This window comes from Paracrocinitomix mangrovi (assembly GCF_019740355.2).
Taxonomy (GTDB): domain Bacteria; phylum Bacteroidota; class Bacteroidia; order Flavobacteriales_D; family Crocinitomicaceae; genus Paracrocinitomix; species Paracrocinitomix mangrovi.
Map to the genome: position 1 here is coordinate 3842221 of NZ_CP091819.1, position 24340 is coordinate 3866560.

At 35.7% G+C, this 24340-nt stretch carries 18 protein-coding genes; 8 read left to right on the plus strand and 10 right to left on the minus strand.

Annotated elements, in window-relative coordinates:
• Positions 1-62: 62 nt before the first annotated feature.
• Both K6119_RS17220 and K6119_RS17225 read left to right on the plus strand, forming a co-directional pair.
• Entirely contained in the window at positions 63-5924 is a 5862-nt protein-coding gene (locus K6119_RS17220) for a DUF7948 domain-containing protein (RefSeq protein ID WP_237828047.1), read from the plus strand.
• Between the two features lie 19 nt (positions 5925-5943).
• Positions 5944-6996, plus strand: a complete 1053-nt coding sequence (locus K6119_RS17225; protein WP_221835259.1) for a PorP/SprF family type IX secretion system membrane protein — start codon at positions 5944-5946, stop codon at positions 6994-6996.
• A 258-nt stretch (positions 6997-7254) separates the two neighbouring features.
• Here K6119_RS17225 and K6119_RS17230 read toward each other — a convergent pair whose 3' ends face one another.
• The 3 genes from K6119_RS17230 to dnaN are packed head-to-tail and all read right to left on the minus strand — an operon-like array spanning position 7255 to position 9922.
• Positions 7255-7806 (minus strand): hypothetical protein, encoded by a 552-nt coding sequence (locus K6119_RS17230; RefSeq protein WP_221835258.1) that lies wholly within the window; start codon positions 7804-7806, stop codon positions 7255-7257.
• 9 nt (positions 7807-7815) lie between these two features.
• Positions 7816-8748 carry a hypothetical protein gene (locus K6119_RS17235; protein WP_221835257.1) on the minus strand — a complete coding sequence of 311 codons (933 nt, stop codon included), beginning with the start codon at positions 8746-8748 and terminating at the stop codon, positions 7816-7818.
• A gap of 55 nt (positions 8749-8803) precedes the next feature.
• Positions 8804-9922 (minus strand): DNA polymerase III subunit beta, encoded by a 1119-nt coding sequence (gene dnaN, locus K6119_RS17240; RefSeq protein ID WP_221835249.1) that lies wholly within the window; start codon positions 9920-9922, stop codon positions 8804-8806.
• A 241-nt stretch (positions 9923-10163) separates the two neighbouring features.
• Here dnaN and K6119_RS17245 point away from each other — a divergent pair, with 241 nt between their 5' ends.
• The 5 genes from K6119_RS17245 (at position 10164) to K6119_RS17265 (ending at position 16329) form a co-directional block, all read left to right on the plus strand.
• Positions 10164-12158 (plus strand): tetratricopeptide repeat-containing sensor histidine kinase, encoded by a 1995-nt coding sequence (locus K6119_RS17245; protein ID WP_221835247.1) that lies wholly within the window; start codon positions 10164-10166, stop codon positions 12156-12158.
• The gene (locus tag K6119_RS17250; protein ID WP_221835244.1) at positions 12158-12808 is read left to right on the plus strand and encodes a response regulator transcription factor; all 651 of its coding nucleotides are present in this window, start codon (positions 12158-12160) and stop codon (positions 12806-12808) included. Before K6119_RS17245 ends, K6119_RS17250 begins: the two co-directional genes overlap by 1 nt.
• Positions 12809-13186: 378 nt before the next feature.
• Positions 13187-15100 (plus strand): molecular chaperone DnaK, encoded by a 1914-nt coding sequence (dnaK, locus tag K6119_RS17255; protein WP_221835239.1) that lies wholly within the window; start codon positions 13187-13189, stop codon positions 15098-15100.
• A 77-nt stretch (positions 15101-15177) separates the two neighbouring features.
• Positions 15178-15501, plus strand: coding sequence for a hypothetical protein (locus K6119_RS17260; protein WP_221835232.1), 324 nt, complete (start codon positions 15178-15180; stop codon positions 15499-15501).
• Between the two features lie 96 nt (positions 15502-15597).
• Positions 15598-16329, plus strand: a complete 732-nt coding sequence (locus K6119_RS17265; RefSeq protein ID WP_221835230.1) for a hypothetical protein — start codon at positions 15598-15600, stop codon at positions 16327-16329.
• On the opposite strand, the gene dinB is transcribed toward K6119_RS17265, so the two are convergent.
• The 5 genes from dinB to K6119_RS17290 form a co-directional block, all read right to left on the minus strand.
• A complete protein-coding gene (gene dinB / locus K6119_RS17270; protein WP_221835228.1) occupies positions 16326-17411 on the minus strand; it encodes a DNA polymerase IV in 1086 nt (361 codons plus the stop codon). The genes K6119_RS17265 and dinB overlap by 4 nt on opposite strands.
• A gap of 77 nt (positions 17412-17488) precedes the next feature.
• Entirely contained in the window at positions 17489-17881 is a 393-nt protein-coding gene (locus K6119_RS17275) for a hypothetical protein (RefSeq protein ID WP_221835218.1), read from the minus strand.
• Between the two features lie 149 nt (positions 17882-18030).
• The gene (gene hemN / locus K6119_RS17280; RefSeq protein WP_221835216.1) at positions 18031-19395 is read right to left on the minus strand and encodes an oxygen-independent coproporphyrinogen III oxidase; all 1365 of its coding nucleotides are present in this window, start codon (positions 19393-19395) and stop codon (positions 18031-18033) included.
• 4 nt (positions 19396-19399) lie between these two features.
• Positions 19400-19843, minus strand: coding sequence for a 6-pyruvoyl trahydropterin synthase family protein (locus tag K6119_RS17285; RefSeq protein WP_221835214.1), 444 nt, complete (start codon positions 19841-19843; stop codon positions 19400-19402).
• Positions 19844-19849: 6 nt separating this feature from the next.
• Positions 19850-20731 carry an FKBP-type peptidyl-prolyl cis-trans isomerase gene (locus K6119_RS17290; protein WP_221835212.1) on the minus strand — a complete coding sequence of 294 codons (882 nt, stop codon included), beginning with the start codon at positions 20729-20731 and terminating at the stop codon, positions 19850-19852.
• Positions 20732-20917: 186 nt separating this feature from the next.
• Here K6119_RS17290 and K6119_RS17295 point away from each other — a divergent pair, with 186 nt between their 5' ends.
• Positions 20918-21742 (plus strand): universal stress protein, encoded by an 825-nt coding sequence (locus tag K6119_RS17295; RefSeq protein ID WP_221835209.1) that lies wholly within the window; start codon positions 20918-20920, stop codon positions 21740-21742.
• On the opposite strand, the gene K6119_RS17300 is transcribed toward K6119_RS17295, so the two are convergent.
• Together K6119_RS17300 and K6119_RS17305 are read right to left on the minus strand one after the other, a co-directional pair.
• Positions 21739-22797, minus strand: a complete 1059-nt coding sequence (locus tag K6119_RS17300; RefSeq protein ID WP_221835207.1) for a response regulator — start codon at positions 22795-22797, stop codon at positions 21739-21741. The two genes, K6119_RS17295 and K6119_RS17300, sit on opposite strands and share 4 nt — an antisense overlap.
• A complete protein-coding gene (locus K6119_RS17305) occupies positions 22794-24317 on the minus strand; it encodes a sensor histidine kinase (protein WP_221835197.1) in 1524 nt (507 codons plus the stop codon). Before K6119_RS17305 ends, K6119_RS17300 begins: the two co-directional genes overlap by 4 nt.
• Positions 24318-24340 lie beyond the last annotated feature (23 nt).

The window sequence follows — 24340 nt, forward strand, 5'->3', positions numbered from 1 at the left end:
TCCCCCTTTTGCTGTGGATATTCAAATCATACTTTTGGCACCATACCAAACCTTAATTTGCCATGAAAAGATTAGCAGCATTAATTGTATTAACATTATGCATACTTACTTCTTTCAGTCAAAACTCTACTGAAATTCTTGATTTTGATCTTCAAAAGAACAGATCTTTTATTCTTAATAAAGGTCAGTTTGATGGAAGAAATTGGAGCGGAGATGAGATTTTTTACGGTCTAGATGAAAATCCATTTTACGTTTTCTTTTCTAAATCAGGAATTACCTACAGATATGATAAAATTATCAAGAATCCTGTTTATAAAAACGGAGATCATACTGCACCAAAAAGAATCAATATTTCAGAATTGATTACTGAAAAATGGATTGGAGCAAATGAGGATGTTGAAATAGTGGCAGAAAATAAAATTGACTTTTATTATTCATATGCAATTAGAAATTGGCCAACCAAAGAATGTAGAAATGAAAATTACATTCCAGGTTTTAAAAAGATCACTTATAAAAATTTGTATGATAATATTGATGTAGAATATATTATTCACCCGGACGGTGGGATAAAGTATTCAGTGATTTTGCATCCCGGAGCCGATCCAACTCAGCTTAAAATCCAATATTCTACGCAGCATACAAATGTAAAAGACGAAAATATTCAGGTTTTCCTTAATGATTCAGGTCAAATAGAAATAAAAACCTCATTAGGAGATGTTGTTGAACATGCTCCAGTTTCTTTTTATCAAGACAATGATGAATCTATAAATTCAAAGTATGTTTTTGAGAATAACGTAATGTCATTTGATCTTGAAAATTATGACAATTCAAGAACTGTTGTAATTGACCCTTGGAACCTTAATTCTACTTATTCTACTTCTTCAGCTGTTTGGGAAGTGGAAAGTGATGGAGCCGGAAACGTGTACGTAATAGGAGGTGAAACTCCAATGGAACTAAGAAAATATAATGCTGCAGGAGCACAACAATGGGCTTATGTGACACCTTGGGATACAAACAGTGTTTGGCTGGGAACTTTGGCAACTGATGATGCAGGTAACAGCTATGTTACTTCAGGTACCTCACCTGAAATAGAGAAAGTAAATACTGCAGGTGCTATGCAGTATCATACAAATGGAACGGGATTAAATACAGAATACTGGTCCATTACTTTCAATTGCGATAAGACTAAATTAATTGTAGGTGGAACAGGTGGAGCTCTTTTGAATTTTGAGGCAAAAATATATGATATCGACCCAAATACAGGAAGTGTATCTGGAAATGTTACTGTTGGTCAACAGGCTGGATTTACACCAGTTGAGGTTAGATCCATTTCATCTTCAAAGAATGCAAAATATATCTATTTGACACATGATCAAGTAGGGGCAGTCAATCAAAATATTGGTGCTTGTCCAAATGATGATCCGTATTTTGAAGTTGACAATGGACATCACCTGGGATATAAATGTGAAAACTACTTGCCAGAAACGCAAAATGGAGGTGGGTTAAAAGCCTTAGTAGCAAACGACCAATTCTTTTATACACATAATGGAACTACGATTTTTCAAAGAGATTTGATAACAGGTGCGCTTGTAAATTCTGCAGCCATTCCCGGAGGAAATAATCAAAGTGTTTTAGGGGAAATAGTAGTTCACTGCAGTGGTTTAGCTGTTGATGATTGTGGAAATGTATATGCAGGTGCAACAGATCGTGTTGTTAAGTATGACCCGAACCTGAATTTGATTTCATCTTCAAATACCGGATTTGCAGTTTATGATGTAAGTGTAAATTCAAATGGAGAAGTTTTAGCAGTTGGAGCAGAACAAAATAATGGATCTGTGAACAGAAACGGACACATTGCTTCCTTAGCTATGGGGGCTTGTGCTCAATATGCTTTGGTATGTTGTGATGCAACAATCTGTCCTCAAGATACATTGTGTCAAACTGATCTTCCTGTCAATTTATTTACAACAACAGGAGGTGGGACTTTCTCAGGAATAGGTATTACAGATCCTAATAACGGTACTTTTGATCCGTCTACTGCAGGTCCTGGAGTTCACACTATTACTTATACTCAATTGTGTGGTTCAGATCAAATTAATGTAATTGTTGATCCATGTATTTCTTTAACAGCTTGTATTAATCTGGACGGAAGTATTACAGTTTCAAATGGTACTGGTCCTTATAACTGGGAAGAATGGGTAACTGCATCTGTATCGTCCAATGACTGTGCAGCATGTGGTGGGATTGAAATATTTGGAATTTGTACAGTTTCTCTTCCATGTACTATTACAACAACAGGATATCAACCATTGGGAACAGGTACAACGGTAATGCCAAACGGTAACTATCCAATTTTGATAACAGACGCTTTGGGAAGTACAGTAACCATTACAGATCCAAACCTTTTAACCGCATGTACAACTGCTTGTGATCCTACAATCACTCCTGCCGGTCCTTTTTGCCAAACAGATGCCGCAGTAACTTTAACAGCTGCAGAAACTGGTGGAACCTGGTCTGGAACTGGAATTACAGATCCAAATGCTGGTACGTTTAACCCTGCGACTGCAGGTCCGGGATCTCACGTTATAACCTATTCCCTTACTTGTGGATCTTCTGATACTGAAACAATAGTTGTAAATGCTACAGATAATGCTACTTTTTCATATGCTTCAGCAACTTATTGTACCACAGATGTTGACCCAATTCCTACCATTTCAGGATTAAGTGGTGGAACATTTACAATAGACAATGGTGGTTCTATTAATGCATCAAGTGGGGTGATTGATCTTGATGTATCAGGTGCAGGAACTTATACAATTACCTATACCACTAACGGACTGTGTCCAACATCCTCAACTTTTGGAATTACTATTACTTCAAATGCCAATACTACCATCACAGCAGCAGGACCATTCTGTGAAAATGATGCAGTAGTTACTTTATCAGCAGTAGATGGCGGAGGAGTATGGTCAGGAACCGGAATTACAGATCCAAATGCAGGAACTTTTGATCCGGCTACAGCAGGAGCAGGAACACATACTATTACTTATACTATTTCAGGCTCATGTGGAGCTACAGATACAGAAGATATTGTGGTAAATGCATTGGATGATGCTTCATTCAGTTTTGCACAAGGATCGTATTGTTTATCAGATCCAAATCCAACACCAACAATAACAGGAACAGCCGGTGGAACATTTACTATTGACGGTTCAGGTGTGATCAATGCAAGTACAGGACAAATTGATATTGCAGGTTCTGGAGCAGGATCATTCACAGTTACTTATACAACAGGTGGAGCTTGTCCGACATCATCAACATTTGGTGTAACATTAACAAGTGGAGCCAATGCTACCATCACAGCAGCAGGACCATTCTGTGAAAATGATGCAGCAGTTACTTTATCAGCAGTAGATGGCGGAGGAGTATGGTCAGGAACCGGAATTACAGATCCAAACGCAGGAACTTTTGATCCGGCTACAGCAGGAGCAGGAACACATACTATTACCTATACCATTTCAGGCTCATGTGGAGCTACAGATACAGAAGACATTGTGGTAAATGCATTGGATGATGCTTCATTCAGTTTTGCACAAGGGTCATACTGTTTATCAGATCCAAATCCAACACCAACAATAACAGGAACAGCCGGTGGAACATTTACCATTGATGGTTCAGGTGTGATCAATGCAAGTACAGGACAAATTGATATTGCAGGTTCTGGAGCAGGATCATTCACGGTTACTTATACAACAGGTGGAGCATGTCCGGCATCATCAACATTTGGTGTAACATTAACAAGTGGAGCCAATGCTACCATCACAGCAGCAGGACCATTCTGTGAAAATGATGCAGCAGTTACTTTATCAGCAGTAGATGGCGGAGGAGTATGGTCAGGAACCGGAATTACAGATCCAAACGCAGGAACTTTTGATCCGGCTACAGCAGGAGCAGGAACACATACTATTACCTATACCATTTCAGGCTCATGTGGAGCTACAGATACAGAAGACATTGTGGTAAATGCATTGGATGATGCTTCATTCAGTTTTGCACAAGGGTCATACTGTTTATCAGATCCAAATCCAACACCAACAATAACAGGAACAGCCGGTGGAACATTTACAATAGACGGTTCAGGTGTGATCAATGCAAGTACAGGACAAATTGATATTGCAGGTTCTGGAGCAGGATCATTCACAGTTACTTATACAACAGGTGGAGCTTGTCCGACATCATCAACATTTGGTGTAACATTAACAAGTGGAGCCAATGCTACCATCACAGCAGCAGGACCATTCTGTGAAAATGATGCAGCAGTTACTTTATCAGCAGTAGATGGCGGAGGAGTATGGTCAGGAACAGGAATTACAGATCCAAATGCAGGAACTTTTGATCCGGCTACAGCAGGAGCAGGAACACATACTATTACCTATACCATTTCAGGCTCATGTGGAGCTACAGATACAGAAGATATTGTGGTAAATGCATTGGATGATGCTTCATTCAGTTTTGCACAAGGATCATATTGTTTATCAGATCCAAATCCAACACCAACAATAACAGGAACAGCCGGTGGAACATTTACCATTGATGGTTCAGGTGTGATCAATGCAAGTACAGGGCAAATTGATATTGCAGGTTCTGGAGCAGGATCATTCACGGTTACTTATACAACAGGTGGAGCATGTCCGGCATCATCAACATTTGGTGTGACATTAACAAGTGGAGCCAATGCTACCATCACAGCAGCAGGACCATTCTGTGAAAATGATGCAGCAGTAACATTAACGGCAGCAAATGGAGGTGGAACTTGGTCAGGAACCGGAATTACAGATCCAAATACAGGAACTTTTGATCCGGCTACAGCAGGTCCTGGTTCGCACACCATTACATACACAATTGGAGGAGCATGTGGAAGTACAGATACAGAAACCATAATTGTTAATGCGTCTGATTTAGCAACATTCTCTTATCCATCTACAACATATTGTACGACAGAATTGGATCCTCTTCCAAGTTTGTCAGGAACCATTGGAGGTACTTTTACAATTGATAATGGAGGTGTTATCAACTCAACTACGGGGATGATAGATTTGGATGCCACTGGAGCTGGTACCTATACAATTACTTATACAACAAACGGTGCTTGCCCGGATGTAGCGACATTTACAGTGACAATTTCTTCAGGTGGAAATCCAAATGTTATCAATGCAGGTCCATTTTGTGAAACAGAATCGGATTATACATTGGTAACTACAACTCCAGGAGGAACATGGTCTGGACCTGGAATAATTGATGCGAATGCAGGAATCTTTGATCCTTCATTTGCCGGTCCGGGTGCTCATCAAATTATCTATACAATCACAGGAACATGTGGTGGGGCTGATACAATTGATATAGTGGTATTTGAGCAACCTATTGCTGATGCCGGAGGGCCTTATGTAATGACCTGGGGTTCATGGGTAGAAATGAATGCTACCGGAGGTACTATTTATAGTTGGACACCAGAGGATTATTTAAGTTGCTCAGATTGTGCGAGTCCAATTGCAAGTCCGATAGAAACAACTACTTATTGCGTATCTGTTTACAATGGTACTTGTGTTGATACAGCTTGTACAACCATCACGGTAAATTACGATTGCGGGGAATTGTATGTTCCTACTGCCTTTACCCCGGCTAGTGATGATGTCAATTCATTTGAATGTGTTTTAGGAGGATGTGTTGTAGATATGCATTTCAGAATATATGATCGTTGGGGAGAATTGGTATTTGAATCTTTTGATCAGGAAATATGCTGGGACGGAACACATATGAGAAATGGCAAAATGATGAGTACAGCTGTATTTGTTTATGTGTTGGATGCTACCCTGGTAACGGGAGAGCAGATCAATAAAAAAGGAAACATCAGTTTAATTAGATAAGCAGGAAATTTAGATAGCTATGAAAACAATGAGAATATTTTTTGGGTTTGCTGCTTTGATTGTAACAGCAAATTTGTGGGGACAGGATATCCATTTCTCTCAATTTTATATGAATCCTTTGCAACAAAATCCGGCAATGGCTGGTGGAATACATGCAATGGAAGCAAATATCAATTACAAAGATCAATGGAGAGCTGTAGGAGCTCCTTACAAGACTTTTGCACTTGGTTTCCATATGCGCTATGAGAAAAAAAGATCTCAAAAAGGCTTTTTAGCTGGAGGAGTGAATTTCTTCACAGACAAAGCGGGTGATTCAAATATGGGAACCGGTCAAGGGAATTTGAATTTGGCCTATTATGTAAAATTGAATAAGTACAATAGACTAGGAGGAGGTTTGCAAGGAGGATACTTTCAGAGAAAAATTGATTACAGTGCGTTGCAATGGGCATCTCAATTTGATGGTACAGGATACAATTCATCATTACCGGCCGGAATTGGACCGGGTCAGGCAACATTTACAAAGTTTGATGTAGGAGCAGGATTAAGCTGGATTTATAATAATACCGGCGGAGATATTAAAGTGACAGATAATCATGATTTAAACTTTAGTGCCGGGGTAGCTTTGATGCACATCAATCGTCCTAGGTATTCATTTGTAGGAACAGATGAAAGATTACCAATGAAAGTGGTTGTTCATGGAAATGGAGTCATCAGTTTAAGTGAATCTTCTAAAATGGCAATTTGTCCTGGATTTATGTATTACAGACAAGGACCGGCTCAAGAAATTTTTGTGGGTACTTTGTTCCGTCATTTACTTTCTCAGGATAGTAAGTTTACAGGATTTAAAAATGGTGCAGCATTATATTGGGGGGCTTATTTAAGAACAAGAGATGCTGTGACAGCCAAGTTTATAATTGAATATGCAGGCTGGGGATTTGGAATCAGTTACGATATCAATGTTTCCTCTCTACAAGTGGCAAGTAATACCAGAGGAGGTTTAGAATTGTCATTGAGATTTGCTGCACCTAATCCATTTATGAGTACATACGGAGCAGATCATTCAAGATATTAGTCATTCTTCATGGCTAGTTTATACATAACAGAAAAAAAGCGGGTCATTGACCCGCTTTTTATTATTTTCCTTCTTTGGCTTTAATTTTTTCGGCCTTTTTTTCTTTTTTTATTCTGGCTTTGCGTTCTTTTTTTGTTTCAGTAGCATCAATTTCTTTTTCCTGCACTTTTCCCGGAGGATCTATGTTTTCCTTTATTGAAACACTACCATTTTTAGGTGGTTCACCAACAGATTTTTGATTTCCTGAACCTCCATCATTTACTTTTTTTTTACATCTTTTTTATAGATGATTTCTGTTTTGTCACTTTTCTTTCCAATGGCAGAATTGATAGTAGCGTCAGTTACAATAAAGTTATTATCCAACTTTACTATATGCTCGTAATAAACTGTTATTCCATCATTGGTTTGGATGTTTGACCAAAAGCTAATTTGATAGTGAGTTACTTTGACCGTCATTTTGTCCAGTTCACCTTTGAACTTTAAGTAGTCTTCTTTCAATTCAGTATGTTCTTTTTGATATTCATCCTCTGATTTTCTATATCTACCAGCTGCCTTGTCTTGCTCCAATTCATCCAACATTTCTTTTCTTGCATTGGTTCTCAAAAAAGCTATTTCGTATTCTTCAGTATAGAATGCATGAAAATTTTCAAACTTGTATTCTTTGTGTTCATAAAAGGTTTCATCTGCCCATTTTACAACAGCATCTTTTACTTTTTTCTCGTCTTCAGAAGAATCAATATCTGCATTTTGACCATATCCTATAGAGGTGAAAAGGATTCCAAAAGTAAAGAGGGTAAATAACGATTTCATAGGGTGTTTTTATTTAAAGTATTGTTCAAATGGTCTATCCATTTGGTAAATGTTTTCTATTTCGTAGTAAGGGCTAAACTCAACTAAAACCACGTTAGTGTCTAGAGTACTATTATAGTTTCCAATAAATTTATGAAAAAAATAGTATCCGCTAATATTATTATCATTTCCGTCTTCAGTTTGGTAAAGATCAGAGAACTTTAATTGTTTATAGTCTGCTATGTCCTTGCGTTCTTCTTTTACATAGTTGATTACATTTTTCTCAAGTATTTTCTGCTGATCAAACGAGCCCGTGTGTTGAATCATTTTTGCCAAATTCAAAGTGTGTTTTAAAAAGGCTGATTTCTCCAACATACCGTTTCTTCTTTCTAACTCACTTTTAAAAAAGCTATAAAAATTTCGAGATAATTCCCTTGATTCATAGTATGAACCTGTTTCAAAAATGTTGTATTCGTAGAAGTAAAAAGTAACTATCTCTTCCATGTTTTGATCCAGGTTCAACATTATTTTTCCATTTAAATTCTTTACACCAAGGGTGTCATTTAATATGAAATTTGTTTCATAGACAGTGTATTTATCACTGGAGTCTTTGTTGGTGAAAAAATGATCTAAATCAAGTGTTCTCTCTATGTTGTTGTCTCTTATCAGTTGTTTTTGATTTTTGATCAGGGTATCCAATTTTGGTGAAGGACTAATCTTATTATCTCTTTCCAATTTTTCTAGTTCTACAATTTCAACTGGTTTATGGATGGTGATTTTTCCAAAGCCATATGGATTGTATTTTTCCCCGAGTTTTTTCTTTAAAAAACTAGAAACAGATTTTTCTGCTTTTTCTTGAAGTGTTAACTCTTTTGGTGGAGGTGGATCAAAAATGTCATCAACAAAGTAACATGATGATACAAACCAAGAGAGCAATATTGAATATAATAATGCCTTCTTCATACGTGGATTTGAAGAATTAAAAGCAAAAACCGTACCCTAAACAGAAAGGCTTATATTATCTGATCATTACAGGCATAACAAGCATCAAAATGTCTTCACTTTCGTTGCTGTTACTACTTGGCAATAAAATACCTGCTTTGTTTGGTTCGCTCATCTCAAGAATAACTTCTTGAGTGCTGATATGGTTCAACATTTCTAATAAGAATTTAGAGTTGAATCCAATTTCCATATCATCACCATTGTAGTTACAAGTAAGTCTTTCTTTTGCTTCATTAGAAAAATCTAAGTCTTCTGCACTAATAGAAAGTTCACTTCCTGCAACTTTTAATTTTACCTGGTGAGTTGTTTTGTTAGAGAATATAGAAACACGTTTAATCGAATTCAAAAAAGACATGCGATCAACGGTCAATACATTTGGATTTTCATTTGGAATTACAGCTTCATAATTAGGGTATTTACCATCTATTAATCTACTTGTTAATTCAATACTTCCAAAGCTAAATCTTACAGTTGTTTCATTGAATGAAAGATCTACTTGCTCTTCTCCGGTAAGATTTTGCTTAAGCAAATTCAAAGGCTTTTTAGGCAAAATAAAATCTGCACTATTTGGAGCATTAGCATCCGTCCTTCCGTATCTAACCAATTTGTGTGCGTCTGTAGCAACAAAAGTTAATTTATCTGACGAAAACTGGCAAAAAACTCCGCTCATTACCGGTCTCAATTCATCATTACCTGTGGCAAACAAAGTTTTGTCAATAGCACTGGCGATAATCTCTCCTGAAATAGAAAGATTGTTAGAAGAATCAATATCCGGAGATTTAGGAAAATCATCTGCATTTTGACCTACTAATTTGTATTTACCGTAATCTGAAGAAATTTCAATTCCAAAATTTCCTCCATCAATTTGAAAAGACAAAGGTTGATCCGAGAAGTTTTTCAACGTATCCAATAGTAGTTTAGCCGGAATAGCTATTCTACCATCCTCTTTTGATTCATCCGGTTTAACCGAAGTTTTCATGGTGTTTTCAAGATCCGAAGCAGAGATTGTTAGCTCACCACCGGCAAGTTCGAATAAAAAGTTATCCAAAATCGGTAAGCTGTTGCTAGTGTTTAAAACACCGCTAATTCTCTGTAAATTTTTCAATAATGCAGAACTTGAAATAATGAAGTTCATAAATTCTAAGGTTTTGTTTAAATCAAAAAGCAAATATAAGTGTTATAGACGCCTTATTATTTTTCGATTTTTCTTTTTTATTAACATTATGGTTTTAGGATGTGAAATTGTTGTAAACTCCTTTTGTTGCTGCTTTTTAAAGGGGTTGTTTTGTGAAATTCGGCAAAAAAGCAAAGTCTAATTGTGGATTACTTTTATCCTAAAAAGAATATTTCGGTATCTTGTAGCAACCTAAAATTCCATGCGATTTATAGTTGTAATGATACTTGCCTTTTTGCCCTTATTGAGCACAGCTCAAATATACCAGGGAGTAAAAGAATTGGAGCCTTACAAGAATGAACTGTCCGAACTTGATAAATCACTGAAATCTGATCCTTCAAATTTTTTGGTACTTTATCCTAAAATGCTTAAAAAGGCTGAGGAAAATGAAGATGAGGCTTTAAGGGCAATGCTATTTATTTATCAAGGTTCATACCTCTATTATATAAATGATATGGATTCAGCAGCTTTCTATTTTAATAGAGCTATTGACTTGTCTAAATCCATCAATAACAAACCAATCTATCGAACTGCCAGAATCCGTAAAATATTTACGGATGAATATAAGAAGACCAAGTATCTCATGGCAAAAGATATGGAACAGGTATATATAGATTCATATAACGATAGGGATACCTTGAATATGATTTATAGTCTTAACGGACTAGGAGTCTTTTATGGTGATATTGATAGTGTCTCACTATCATTAATGATTTATTATGAAGCACTTAAATTGTCAGATGCAAGTAATAATCAGTACGAAAAAGGATTTATACTGAACAATTTGGGCTTGATTAAATATGAATTAGGGGCCCTGGATTCAGCAGCATCTGATTTTAAAAACTGTCTGGAAATAGGCTTGGAAACTGGTAATCTAGGTCTTCAAGGAATAGGAAGACAAAACCTTGGATTGTATTATTCAAGAGTGGATTCAAATGACAGAGCCAAAGAGGAGTATTTAAAAGTGATGCAGATTGGGAAGGAGTTTGGGTATAAAAATTACGAGTTGTCTTCTATTACCAATTTAGCCACTCTTGAAATGAGCATGGGTAATCCTGAAACTAGTGATTCATTGAGTAAAGAGGCTTTGAGAATTGCAAAAGAAGGTAGAATCCTATTTGGAATTACACCCATTTATTTGGGGAGAGCCTACTACAAATTGAGGATTGAAAAGTATGATGAAGCATTGCAGATGTTAGATTCAGCTGAGGCTTATTCAAAGTACGCAACATACAGTGAAGTGATGCCTCCGCTTTATCATTTAACATATCGTGTTTATGAGGAAAAAGGGGATTATAAAAATGCTTTTGAAGCATACAAACTAAAAGTTGCTGTTCAGGATTCAATCAATGAATTGGGCAATGATAAGTTATTAGCAGAATTGCAGTTTAAATATGATGATGAGAAAAAGGAAAGAATAAGAAGTATTGAAAAAAATCAATTGAAACTTCAAATTAAGCAAGGGCAGGTAGATATGGCAAAGTTCCAGCAAAATGTCGTTATTATCATATCTGTATTCTTATTGGTTATTTTCTTTATTGTGATCATGTATTTCAGACTTAAGCAGAAAAGTGACAATCTCTTCAGTTTTACAATTGCTAATAAATTGGAAGAGGAAAGAGGGAGGATAGCAAGAGATTTACATGATGGCCTTGGGCAAAGTATGATCGTTCTTAAAAATAAATTCAATAATCTAAAAGATGTTGATGAAGAGCAAGCAGAGTTATTGAATACCAATTTTAGTGAAGTAATTGAAGAGGTTAGATCCATTTCAAGATCATTGATTCCACCAGAATTGAGAAGGTTAGGATTGATGAAGGCAGTATTAAACATGCTGGGTGAAATTGAAAAATCAACCGGAATGATAGTTACGACTGAAATTGATGTTTTAGAGAAATTGGATTTTGAAGAACATCAAAGTATTCGTATTTATAGGATTATTCAGGAATTAGTGACCAATACTGTGAAGCATGCAAACGCAACATCAATTAAATTAGAGGCTTTCAAAGTGTCAAAGGAATTGATTTTATTGTATCAGGATAATGGAGATGGCTTAGATATGGAGAAATGGAGATCTGCTGAAAATTCAGTAGGTTTTAAAAGTATTCAGCAAAGATTAAAGTACCTGAACGGCAATATCAAAGTAGAAAAACCCAAAGTGGGTTTTAAAGTAGAAATTATAATACCATTGAGCTAATGTTACGCATACTTGCAGTAGATGATCATCCAATATTTAGAAAAGGACTAGTTGCCTTAATTAAAGGAGAGTATGTAGATAGTGACATAATGGAGGCTGAAAATGGTGAAGAGGCAATTGATTTAATCAGGTCAACTGCTTTTGATATTATCATTTTGGATATAGACATGCCTGAGAAATCCGGGATTGATGTTTTAGATTTTTTAAAGCAGAATCAGATAGATACAAGAGCTTTAATCTTGACAATGCACAATGACGAGTTGTTTTTCAATGAAGCTTTTAATAGAGGTGCCAAGGGATTTCTGTTAAAAGAAGATTCCAGTATTGAGATCATAGAATGCATTAAGAGAGTAATGGCAGATCAGCCTTTTGTAAGTAAAAAATTAAACTCGTTTCTTGAAAATAGAAGCAAATTTAATGAGGAGATCAACAGGATAAAAGAAGCATTAAGTTCGCTTACAAAATCTGAAATGAATACACTTAAGTTGGTAACGCAGAACAAAACTTCTAAAGAGATTGCGGAGTTGTTGTTTGTAACAGAAAAATCGGTTGAAAACTACAGAAGTAGGATATGTAAGAAGTTGGATTTATCGGGAGGTAGCAACACCTTGTACAAATGGTGTATCCAAAACAAAGAGTTAATTTTATAACAGTCGAGGGTTGCCCCCTCAATTTATAAATTCACTTGTTAAATCGTTTAAAATATCCCATCTTGGTGCTACACAATTAAGCTAGTGTTTAGACTTGTGGTCAAACAAATTATGCGAAATTGATTAATAGGAGTATTAGTCCGCCTAAACCCAGGTTGTTCGCAATTCAGAATTTATTGACCCGCATTTTTTTGGAGCATCTGAAAGGATGCTCTTTTTTTTTGTCATGTTTTTTATGTCTTTATGTCATGTTTTGTCAATATTTTTCATTCTATTATGACAAAATGCGTTGGAAAACTGTCTATTTATCTAATGGCACAGTCATTGACCTTTTGAGTTCAGAATTAATATTTATTGAACATCAACACAAAATAAGATATGAGTAAGATTATTGGAATAGACTTGGGTACTACCAACTCGTGCGTCTCAGTGATGGAAGGTAATGAGCCTGTAGTAATCACTAATGCTGAGGGAAAGAGAACAACACCTTCTGTTGTTGCTTTTGTAGATGGTGGAGAGCGTAAAGTTGGAGACCCTGCTAAAAGACAAGCAATCACCAATCCTACCAAAACAATCTATTCGATTAAGAGATTTATGGGAACTTCTTTTGATAACGTTAAAAACGAAATTGATAGAGTACCATATGAGGTAGTGAAAGGAGATAACAACACACCAAGAGTTAAAATAGACGACAAACTGTACACACCTCAAGAAATTTCAGCAATGATTCTTCAAAAAATGAAGAAAACAGCTGAGGATTACTTAGGGCAAAAAGTTTCAGAAGCAGTAATTACTGTTCCTGCCTACTTTAATGATGCTCAAAGACAGGCAACAAAAGAAGCAGGTGAAATTGCTGGTTTAACTGTTAAAAGAATCATCAACGAGCCAACAGCTGCTGCTTTGGCATACGGTTTAGATAAAAAACATGACGATCAAAAAATCATAGTTTTCGACTTTGGTGGAGGTACACATGACGTATCTGTTCTAGAGTTAGGAGATGGTGTATTTGAGGTATTGTCTACAGATGGAGATACACATTTAGGTGGTGACGACGTAGATGACAAAATCATCAATTGGTTGGCAGAAGAGTTTAAATCTGATGAAGGATTAGATTTGAGAGAAGATCCAATGGCGCTTCAAAGATTGAAAGAAGCTGCTGAAAAAGCTAAGATTGAATTGTCTTCTACAACTTCAACTGAAATTAACTTGCCTTATATTATGCCTGTAGACGGTGTGCCAAAACACTTGGTAAAAACATTGACTAGAGCAAAATTTGAGCAATTAATTGCAGACTTGGTAGAAAGAACTATTGAGCCTTGTAAGACAGCATTGAAAAATGCAGGATTGTCAACTTCTGACATAGATGAAATCATCTTGGTTGGAGGATCAACTAGAATCCCTGCAATTCAAGAAGCAGTTAAAAAATTCTTTGGAAAAGATCCTTCAAAAGGTGTAAATCCGGATGAGGTAGTAGCTGTAGGTGCTGCAATTCAAGGTGGTGTATTAACAGGAGAAGTAAAAGATGTATTGTTGTTAGATGTTACTCCATTGTCATTGGGAATTGAAACAATGGGAGGGGTAATGACTAAGTTAATTGAAGCCAATACAACAATTCCGACTAAGAAATCAGAGGTTTTCTCAACTGCTGCGGATAACCAATCAGCTGTAGATATTCATGTATTGCAAGGTGAACGTCCAATGGCATCAGATAACAAGACTTTAGGAAGATTCCAATTGTCTGACATTCCGCCTGCAAGAAGAGGTGAACCACAAATTGAAGTAACTTTTGATATTGATGCTAACGGAATCATGAGTATTTCAGCTAAGGACAAAGCAACTGGTAAAGAGCAGTCTATTAAGATTGAAGCTTCATCAGGATTGTCTGAAGAGGAGATTGCAAAAATGAAAGCTGAAGCTGAGGCAAATGCTGAATCAGATAAAAAGAAAAAAGAAGAAGCAGATAAAATGAATGCTGCGGATGCTTTGATCTTCCAAACTGAAAAACAATTGAGTGAATACGGAGATAAAATTCCGGCTGACAAAAAAGCACCAATTGAAGAGGCATTAGCTGATTTGAAAAAAGCGCACGAAGCAAAAGATTTTGCATCAATTGATAGTGCTATGGAGAAATTAAATACAGTTTTCCAGGCAGCTTCTCAAGAGATGTATCAAAATGCCGGAGCAGAAGGTAATGCTGAACCAACTGGTGAAGCAGGGTCATCTGAAGGCACACAAGATACACAAGATGCTGAAGATGTTGACTTTGAAGAAGTAGACGAAGAGGAGAAGTAAAAATAACGCATAACTTGGTTTAAAACCGCCGATATTTCGGCGGTTTTTTTTGTTTATTTGTAAAAAATTATACCATCATGTTAGATATTTTAATACTTATTGCGTGTGCTGTTGGATTTTATAAGGCAGCTGAAAAAAGAGGCTTAACAGCTTGGTTATATGCCTTGATGTCTGTTTTGGCATTTTTTGCTGGAGCTTTTTTAGCTGGTCTTTTTGGAGCAATGATAAATCCTCAAATCGCTTATGATCAAGTGACTTTAGTGATTGCTGCTTTTGCTGGAGCTTTAATTGCTCAAGTGATTTTGTATTTGATTATGATCAATGCCGCTAAAAATAAAACTAGCAAAGAAGAGCGTTACGAAGATGAGGTGATGGATAGCTCATCTATTGATGATCTATAAATTGAGTTGAATAGAGTTTTGTGATATTCGCAAAACTCTAACTTTTCTTGCATTTTTCAATTACTTCAACATAGTACATTGGTTTAAGTTTGTTGTATGAAAAATCATACATTGAAACGACTCATATTGTTATTATTGCCTATAATGTTGATGTATTCTTGTCAAAGTAATTCATCATTTTTTAAGCAGAAATATACCAACCTAAAGCCGATAAAACCGGTGTATGAGGATGAAGTTTGTCAAAAACAAACTAAAAGAGATGATAATTCAACTTTATACGCAGAGGATGCTTCTGATAAGGATGATCAATTAAAAATTCCTGTAAATAATGTTACTGAAGCGGAGAAAGGGGTGAGCGAAATAATTGGAAATTCTAAAATTACCAATCTTACAAAGCAAAAAGAACCTTCTAGAGAGGAAGTTGTGAAAATGGAACTGACCGATCCATCAGCTGTTGAGTCAGTAATACCAGAACAATTTCCACGTAAAGAGAATAAAACGAGTTTCAAAAGAAAAAGTGGGAATGGTAGTATCTCATTTATTATTGGAACAATATTAGGTGTCCTGGCATATACATCTTTCATTTTTGCTTTATTTATGATGGCGGGACTAACATTATGGATAAGCTCTGAGTTTTTACTTGGATTGTTCGTGGCGAGTTTTATTTTCTCAATCCCCGCCTTTGTATTGCATAGAGCTGCATATAAAAGAACACAAAATCAATTTATTTATTCTATTTCAAAATATTTAATGTGGGTTGAATTGGCTTTGACAGTAGTCGGAGGAATTATAGTGTTGTTTATTATTTCGTATGCCATTTTTGGTTAAAAATCTAATGTCAATTGAAGTGGTGCTGCTTTTGGTTCCTCTTCAATTGTTTCTTCCTCAAAATTAGATAGGGTAATTCCTAATAAGCGAACTGATTTTTTAAATTCTTCTGCGCACCAAAGTTCCCATATTATCTCAAGAATTTCTTGTTTGTCGCTGGTGAGATGATCAATTGTTTTGCTTCTCGTGATTTGAGTAAAGTCAGAAAACTTCACTTTTAAGGTGATTGTCTTGCCCTGGATGCCTGCTTTATTGAGTCTTTCAACTGTAATCTCAGCTATCTTTTCAAGCGCTTGATAAATATCTTCATCCAGCTTTTTATTTTGACTAAAAGTTCGCTCGGCACCTAATGATTTTCTTTCGCGATTAGGCTTAACAGGACTGTTCTGTATTCCTCTAACAATGTTGAAGTAATGTTGACCTGATTTTCCAAAGTTGGCTTTTAAAAATTCTAATGTATGTTGCTTAAGTTGGTATCCGTTGTAAATCCCCCAACTGTGCATCTTTTCGGCTGTCGCTTTACCAATTCCAAAAAACTTGTGAATGGGTAATTGCTCCAGGAATTTCTCAACTTCCTTGGGTTTGATTGTTTTTTGACCATTCGGTTTATTGATGTCGGATGCTATTTTAGCAGTGAATTTATTGATTGAAATTCCGGCAGAAGCTGTTAAACCTGTTGTTTCAAAGATTTGCGCTCTAATTTCTTTGGCAATTTCAGTTGCACTTTTTAGGTTAGTTCTGGCTGCTGTTACATCCAAAAAAGCTTCATCTAATGCCAACGGTTCAACTAAATCTGTATAGGATAAAAAGATTGCACGTATTTGTTGTGAGATTTCTTTATATCTCTCAAATCTGGGTTTTACAAAGATCAAATCAGGACACTTTTGCTTAGCCAATACTCCTGACATGGCAGATTTTACACCAAATTTTCTTGCTTCATAACTGGCTGCAGCAACAACACCTCTATCTTCTCCACCTCCAACTGCTATTGGTTTTCCTTTTAAATCAGGATTATCCAATTGTTCAACAGAGGCATAAAAGGCGTCCATGTCAATATGAATGATCTTTCGGTCTTGTTCCACATGTTAAATTTAGACAATTACCCAATAAAAAACCCCTGACTTTCATCAAGGGTCAATACTATTTGGCGAACAGGAAATTAAGGTTGAACCGAACTTGCGGTCTCTGCCTTTTTCTCGTAAACAACACTGGTTACTTCAGGATAAGTTTGATTTAAAATCAACTGTCCCTGATCATTTAAACTGAATGAATACTCAGTTGTTTTTGCTTTTTCACCATACCAGGTGATTGTAACCAATAAGTCACTTCCTTGCTCATAGTAATAATGACCATCCATGATATTGAATGTTTCTGAAGTTCCATCTTTGGTTTCGTAAATTTTAAGTTGTCCCTTATCCAAAAAATGAAAACCAACTGGTGCGTTAGTAGCAGAAGCATCTGCTATCCATTGTCCGGAAAGTTCTGAAGAATTAGTTTGTGCGTTTGAAATGATGGAAATAAAAAGTGCGAGTATAAATGCTGTAGCTTTCATAGATTGAGGTTTTGAATGGTTCAAGCCTTAAATTATGAAAAAATAAAACGTATGTCAAGAGAAAAAATCAATAAAAATTATTCATTTAAACGTTTTAGTAATTATAAACGAGTGATTTTTAACGATTTAGATAAACTATGCAGGCATAGTTAAATTGTCATAGAAAATACCCTTGTGGTTGGCTTGTTTCTGATTAAACGCAGGTCAAATGCCATGCAGATGTTTCTAACAAATGGTCTTGCTTTTTCAGGCAATGTTAGTCCTTCATCAGTAATTTGTACCAAGCCATCAGCTTCCATTTCAGCTAATCTTTCTAAACAAGCGTCTAGTTCTTTGAATTTCATTCTGTCTTCTTTCCAAGAAGTTTCAAAGTGACACATGATGTTGAGAATGTGCTCTCTGATAATAAGGTCTTCTTCGTTCAGCAAATGACCCTTGAATATTGGGATAATTCCTTTATTGACGATCTCTTGATATTCTTCCACCGTTTTAACATTCTGTGCAAAGCTGTACCAGCTATCAGAAATAGAACTCATGCCCAAACCAATCATTAATTTGGTTTTTCCTGCAGTGTATCCCATAAAGTTTCGGTGAAGACTTTTAGCAACCATAGATTTGTACATGCTGTCAGATGGAAGCGCAAAGTGGTCCATTCCAATTTCAACATATCCCAAATCTGCTAACATGCTTTTACCGGTCTCATACAATACGCGTTTTTCTTCAGCAGATGGCAAATCATTCTCATCATATCCTCTTTGTCCAACGCCCTTTATCCAAGGTACATGCGCATAAGAGTAAAAAGCAATTCTGTCCGGTTTTAGTTCTTTGGTTTTTTCAATTGTAGCAACTATACTTTCCTTGGTTTGATGTGGTAAACCAAATACTAAATCATGACTGATAGAATCATATCCAATTTCGCGACACAAATCAGTAACTGTTTTAACCTTTTCAAAAGGTTGAATTCTATTAATGGTCTTTTGAACCTTTATGTCATAATCCTGCACTCCAAAGCTGCTTCTTTTGAAACCAAGTTCATAGAGTTTTCTTAAATGGGCTTCAGTAGTATTGTTTGGATGTCCTTCAAATGAAAATTCATAATCATCACATTTTTCAGCTCTCGCCAAAATTCCTGTGATTAATTCTTCTAAATTTTCAGGACTAAAAAAGGTGGGAGTTCCACCGCCTAAATGTATTTCTTTGATTCTAGGTTTTTCGGGTAAAAGATCACAATACAAATCCCATTCTTTTAACACAGTAGCTATGTACGGTTCCTCTACTTCATGTCTTTTGGTGATACGTTTATGACAACCACAAAAGGTGCAAAGGTTTTCGCAAAAAGGTAAGTGTATATAAAGGCTGATTCCTTCAGATGAGTTGCTCTCTTCAAAAGATTGGATAAAAGTTCTTTTCCAATCTTCTAAAGAAATACCTGATTCATCCCAAAATGGAACCGTAGGGTACGAAGTATATCTTGGACCCGGAATGTTGTATTTCTGAATTAATTGATCTGACATTTAATTAATTATCTCCTGCAAACCATTCGGCATAACTGCTTCTGGTTTCTTGCAATTTGACATATTTTAATTCGATATTGTCAGGCAGTGCTTTTTGTAATCTTTCAACCATGTCAATGAGCATATTTTCACAGGTTGGTTGAAATTCAGTACACCATACTTTTTTAAAAGCAGTTTCTACATCTGCATATTTTTCGTGAGGTGTATTTTTTCTGATTAATAAGCAATGATCATAAACATCTACAATTTCCTTTTTTACAATTGTCTTGATGTCACCGAAATCGATAATCATACCGTATTTTGGGTGATCCTTATCATCAATTAAATCTCCGGAAATAGTGACAGTTAATACATAAGTATGCCCGTGAATATTAGCACACTTTCCATCATAACCCCACAATGCATGCGCCGTTTCAAAATCAAATATTTTTGATACGCGTAATTTCATTCTTTACTAGTTTGCTGGTGGAGTTACTGAAAAATCAATAATCTCAATTTCAAAAACTAATACCGAGTTAGCTGGGATATTACCATTATCTCTAGGTCCGTATCCAATATGAGGAGGAATAATTAACATTCCTTTTCCACCTTTTCCAATATTTGGAATTCCTTCTCTCCATCCTTCAATGGTTTGAGCAAGAGGAAAACTAAATGTTGTTGGTTCTCCTTTAGTACCGTCAAACACAGTACCGTCTAACAAATACCCTTCGTAATTCAATGTTAAGAAGTGATCAAGAGTTGGTTTTTCGCCTCCTGCTTTTTCAATTTTCATGTATAAACCTGAAGCTGTTTTTTCAAATTTCCCCAACTTATTTTTTTCAATGTATTCATCAATAACTCCTGAATAATCGGGTGGAGGAGGAGGAGATTGGCTAAAGTCAACCAATTCAACATCAAAAACCAAAATAGAGTTTCCTGGAATTGGTCCGTTGTCTCTTGATCCGTAACCTAAATCCGGAGGAATTACCAAATTACATTTTCCTCCTTTTCCAATCATAGGAATTCCTTCTTGCCATCCTTGGATAGTACTAGATAATGGAAAATCAAAAGTAATCGCTTGACCATTAGTTCCATCAAAAACAGTTCCGTCTAACAATCTTCCTTCGTATTTCAAGGTTAAAAAAGATCCTAAATCCGGTTTTTCGGCAGAACCTGCGTTATCAATGTTGATATATAATCCGCTTTCTTGCTTTTCAGCATTCCAGTCTTGTTTTGCCAAATAGTCCTGAATTTTTTTATCAATTGGGTCTAAATCGTCAGATTCAGTTGTGTCATTTTCGCTACTTCCACAAGAGATAATTGTAAGAAGTAAGAATAGGTAGCCAAATTTTGCCATTTTTTCTTTTTTATTTGAGGGTTCAAAGATAGCAGTAATTCAGCTATTCAACTGATCTGAAATAAAAAAATGACATTTCTCATTATTAAAAAAATCATACATCATAATTAACTTGTGTTTTTAGAAGGATATTTGAGCTAAATTTGAATTACTATATTTATGCAATCCGTAATCCAAAAGGAGTATATGAGTACAGAAACAACAAGTAAAAAAAGTTTTAGCCACGTCATTTTAATGACTGATTTTTCTGGGCCTGCTAGAAATGCAATTAAGTATGCAATTGATGCATTTGGTCCGGATGTAGAGTATAATTTGTTGAACGCTTATTATGCTCGTTCATCTTCAGCTACTTTGCTTGATCTGAATGATATTTTGGCCAAGGAATCTATGGAAGGATTGGATCAAGAACTTGCCTGGATTAAGGAAACGTATCCAAACATGAATTTGAATGTTAAAATGCATTCTGTATTTGGGTCGCCGGTTGATGCCATCAAAAAAATGAGACAAGCTGGTGATTATGATATAGTAATTATGGGAACCAAAGGTGCTAGCGGAATGGATGCTGTACTTTTTGGAAGTGTTGCTTCTGCCATAATCAGAGCTACAGTTATTCCGGTAATTTCAATTCCACCTTCATTTTCGTTTGGAGGATTTAAAGAAGTGGTGTTAGCAACTGATGGTAAACATGAATATAGTGATCAGGTTATTGCTCCGCTTCAAAAAATGCAAAAGCAATTTGGTTCACAAATCAATGTGTTTTCAGTAGAGACAGAGGGATCTTCTGTTGATTTAGCTTCTTTAAGTATTAATGTTGAAAATGCGCATTACTCTAAAGTTGAATCAAATGATGTTACTGAAGCTATAACAGATTTCTGTGACGATAAGAATGCAGATTTATTGGTGATTTTACCAATTCATACAGGATTCTTTGACAGATTATTTCACAGTAGTGTGAGTAAAGCATTGGTTGAAAAAGCTAAGTTTCCAATTTTGGCTTTAGAGCACGACTAGAATCTGAAATTTCTCAGTTCGCTTTCTTCAATAATTGTAATGTTTGAGCCTTTAATGCTGATGTAGCCGTCTGCCTTAAACTCAGATAAAGTTCTGATTACAGATTCAGTTGCGGTACCAACAATGGCTGCCAAATCATCTCTTGAAATGGACATGGTGAAATTGTCTCCATTTTCTTCTTTGTATGTATCAGCAAGTTTTAATAAGGCATCTGCCACTCTTTTTCTAACTGAGTCATAGGCAAGGTTTAAAAGTTCTTCTTGCTTTTCAGAAATTGAACCGGCAAGCATTTTAATGAACTTCATGGAAACTTCTTTTGAACCATTTAAGAGTTGAATAAATTCTTCTCTTGGAATTAAAACCAATTCAGTTGGTTCTAAGGCTATAGCTGCCTCTTCATATGAGTGATCTTTAATAAGGGCCATATAGCCAAGAAAATCACCTTCTTTGTATAAACCAGTGACGAAGTCTTTTCCGTCTTCATTCATTTTACTGGTTTTTAATTTACCGCTTTTAACAAAGTATAAAAATCCGGGATAATCACCTTCAAAGTAAACATTGTCTTTTTTGTTGTACTTTTTTATCCTACTGCTTTGCGTAAGCGCCTCTAAATCTTGTACACCTGCTTCCTGAACAAAATTGTTTAATCCCTCATGAGAACCGTCAAAATCTTGAGCAAATCTAGAAATTCTATCCAACCTTTTTTCTACAGCATTTAACAATTGTACATCATCAAATGGCTTGGTTAAGTAGTCATCAGCCCCCATATTCATACCTTTTCTAAAATCTTCATTTTCAGATTTAGCGGTAAGAAAAATAAAAGGGATTTTAGATGTTTCTGCATTTCTACTTAGCATGTGTAACACACCATAGCCATCAAGTTCAGGCATCATAATGTCACATAAAACCAGGTCAGGTGAGTGTTTTTTTACCAAATCAACTCCAATTTTACCATTCTCTCCAGCTATTACTTCGTAATCTGCTAATTCAAGAATTTCCTGGATATTTTCACGTACTTCGTCGTTGTCCTCGATTAAAACTATTTTTTTGCTCATTTGATAGGTATATAAAAATTAAAGGTGCTGCCTTCTCCTAAAGTGCTTTCAAAGGTAATGTCTCCTTTTAATAAATCCAGATATCGTTTTACGATATTCAAACCCAAACCAGTTCCTTTTATGTTACTGGCGTTTTTTGCTCTGAAAAATCTACCGAAAAGTTCCTGTTGGTCTTCAGTTGGAATTCCAATACCTTCATCTTTAATGGATGTATGCAATTTATTTTCTTTGAGTGATGTCGAAATATAAATATTTTTACCTTCTCCTGAGTACTTTATGGCATTTGAAATCAGGTTATAAAGTACATTCTTTAGAATTTTAGGATCAGAGATTATTGTGCTGTCTCCTTCAATAAAATCTACTTTGCAATGCTGATCTTTCTTACAAATCACTTTAAGCTCTTCAATAACATCATTTAAAAAGTCATTAAAGTTGAACTCAATTTTATCCACCGAACTCTTGTTGCTTTCAAGTTTTTCAACAGATAAGAAGTCATTAAGTATCTCAGTCAAATTGGCTACAGAGTTTTTAATTCGACCTATGTGTTTTTCGGTTTTTTCAAAATTCTCTAGTTCAATGTATTTTTCAATAAGTGAAACTGATGATAAAACAGTACTCAAAGGTGTTCTAAACTCATGAGAAGCCATTGAAACGAATCGAGATTTCATTTCGTTCAGTTGTTTCTCCTTTTGCAAAGCCTCTTCTCTTTGCTTTTCTATCATTTTTTGTTGAGTGATATTTTCTTCAACCACCAATATTTTGTCAATTTTCCCGGTTTCACCGATTGAGCTTAATGGCACTGCATTGATTCTGTAATAAGCATTTTGATGCTTTAATTCAAAGTCTTTATGTGAGCCTTTAAATGCTTCTCGAAGCTCTTTTTCCAGTTTTGGACGTAGTTTTTGAGCAATCTTATCAAGGTAACTTGTACCAATTAATTTGCTAGTGTCAATCCCTAATTCTGCTAGTTCTAATCCCTCAACGAACAAATAATTCAAATCTTCATCAAAAACATTAATTGTTCCATTTGGAAAGTTTGTAGCAATGGCTGAATACAATTTCTGACTTTCAAAAACTTCCTTGGTTCTCTTCTTAACTTTTTCTTCTAGGTTCCTATTGAGTTCTTGAATCTCTTTTTGTTGTTTTACCCTTTCAGTAACATCTGTAACAATGGCTGCCACTAGAAAATGGTTGTTTTTGTTGAAGTGATTTAAACTTACTTCAACTTGAAATAATTCTCCATTTTTTTTAACAGCATGTAAGTTTCTGTTTCTTCCCATTTGCCTTTTTCTGGGCTTGTCATGATAATCACTTCTGTGCTTAACATGAACATCTCTGGCCTCAGGAGGAATTAGTTTTTCTACTTTTTCACCAATTAATTCACCTTGCTCATAACCAAACATACTGTGAACGCTTGGATTGGCCATTACAATTTTACCCTCTTTATCTGCGATCAAAAGACCTTCCGCAATGGTGTCAAAAAGTACGTGATATATGTCCTCAATTTCTGATTCAGGCATGGATTCAATTTTGACAATAAAAA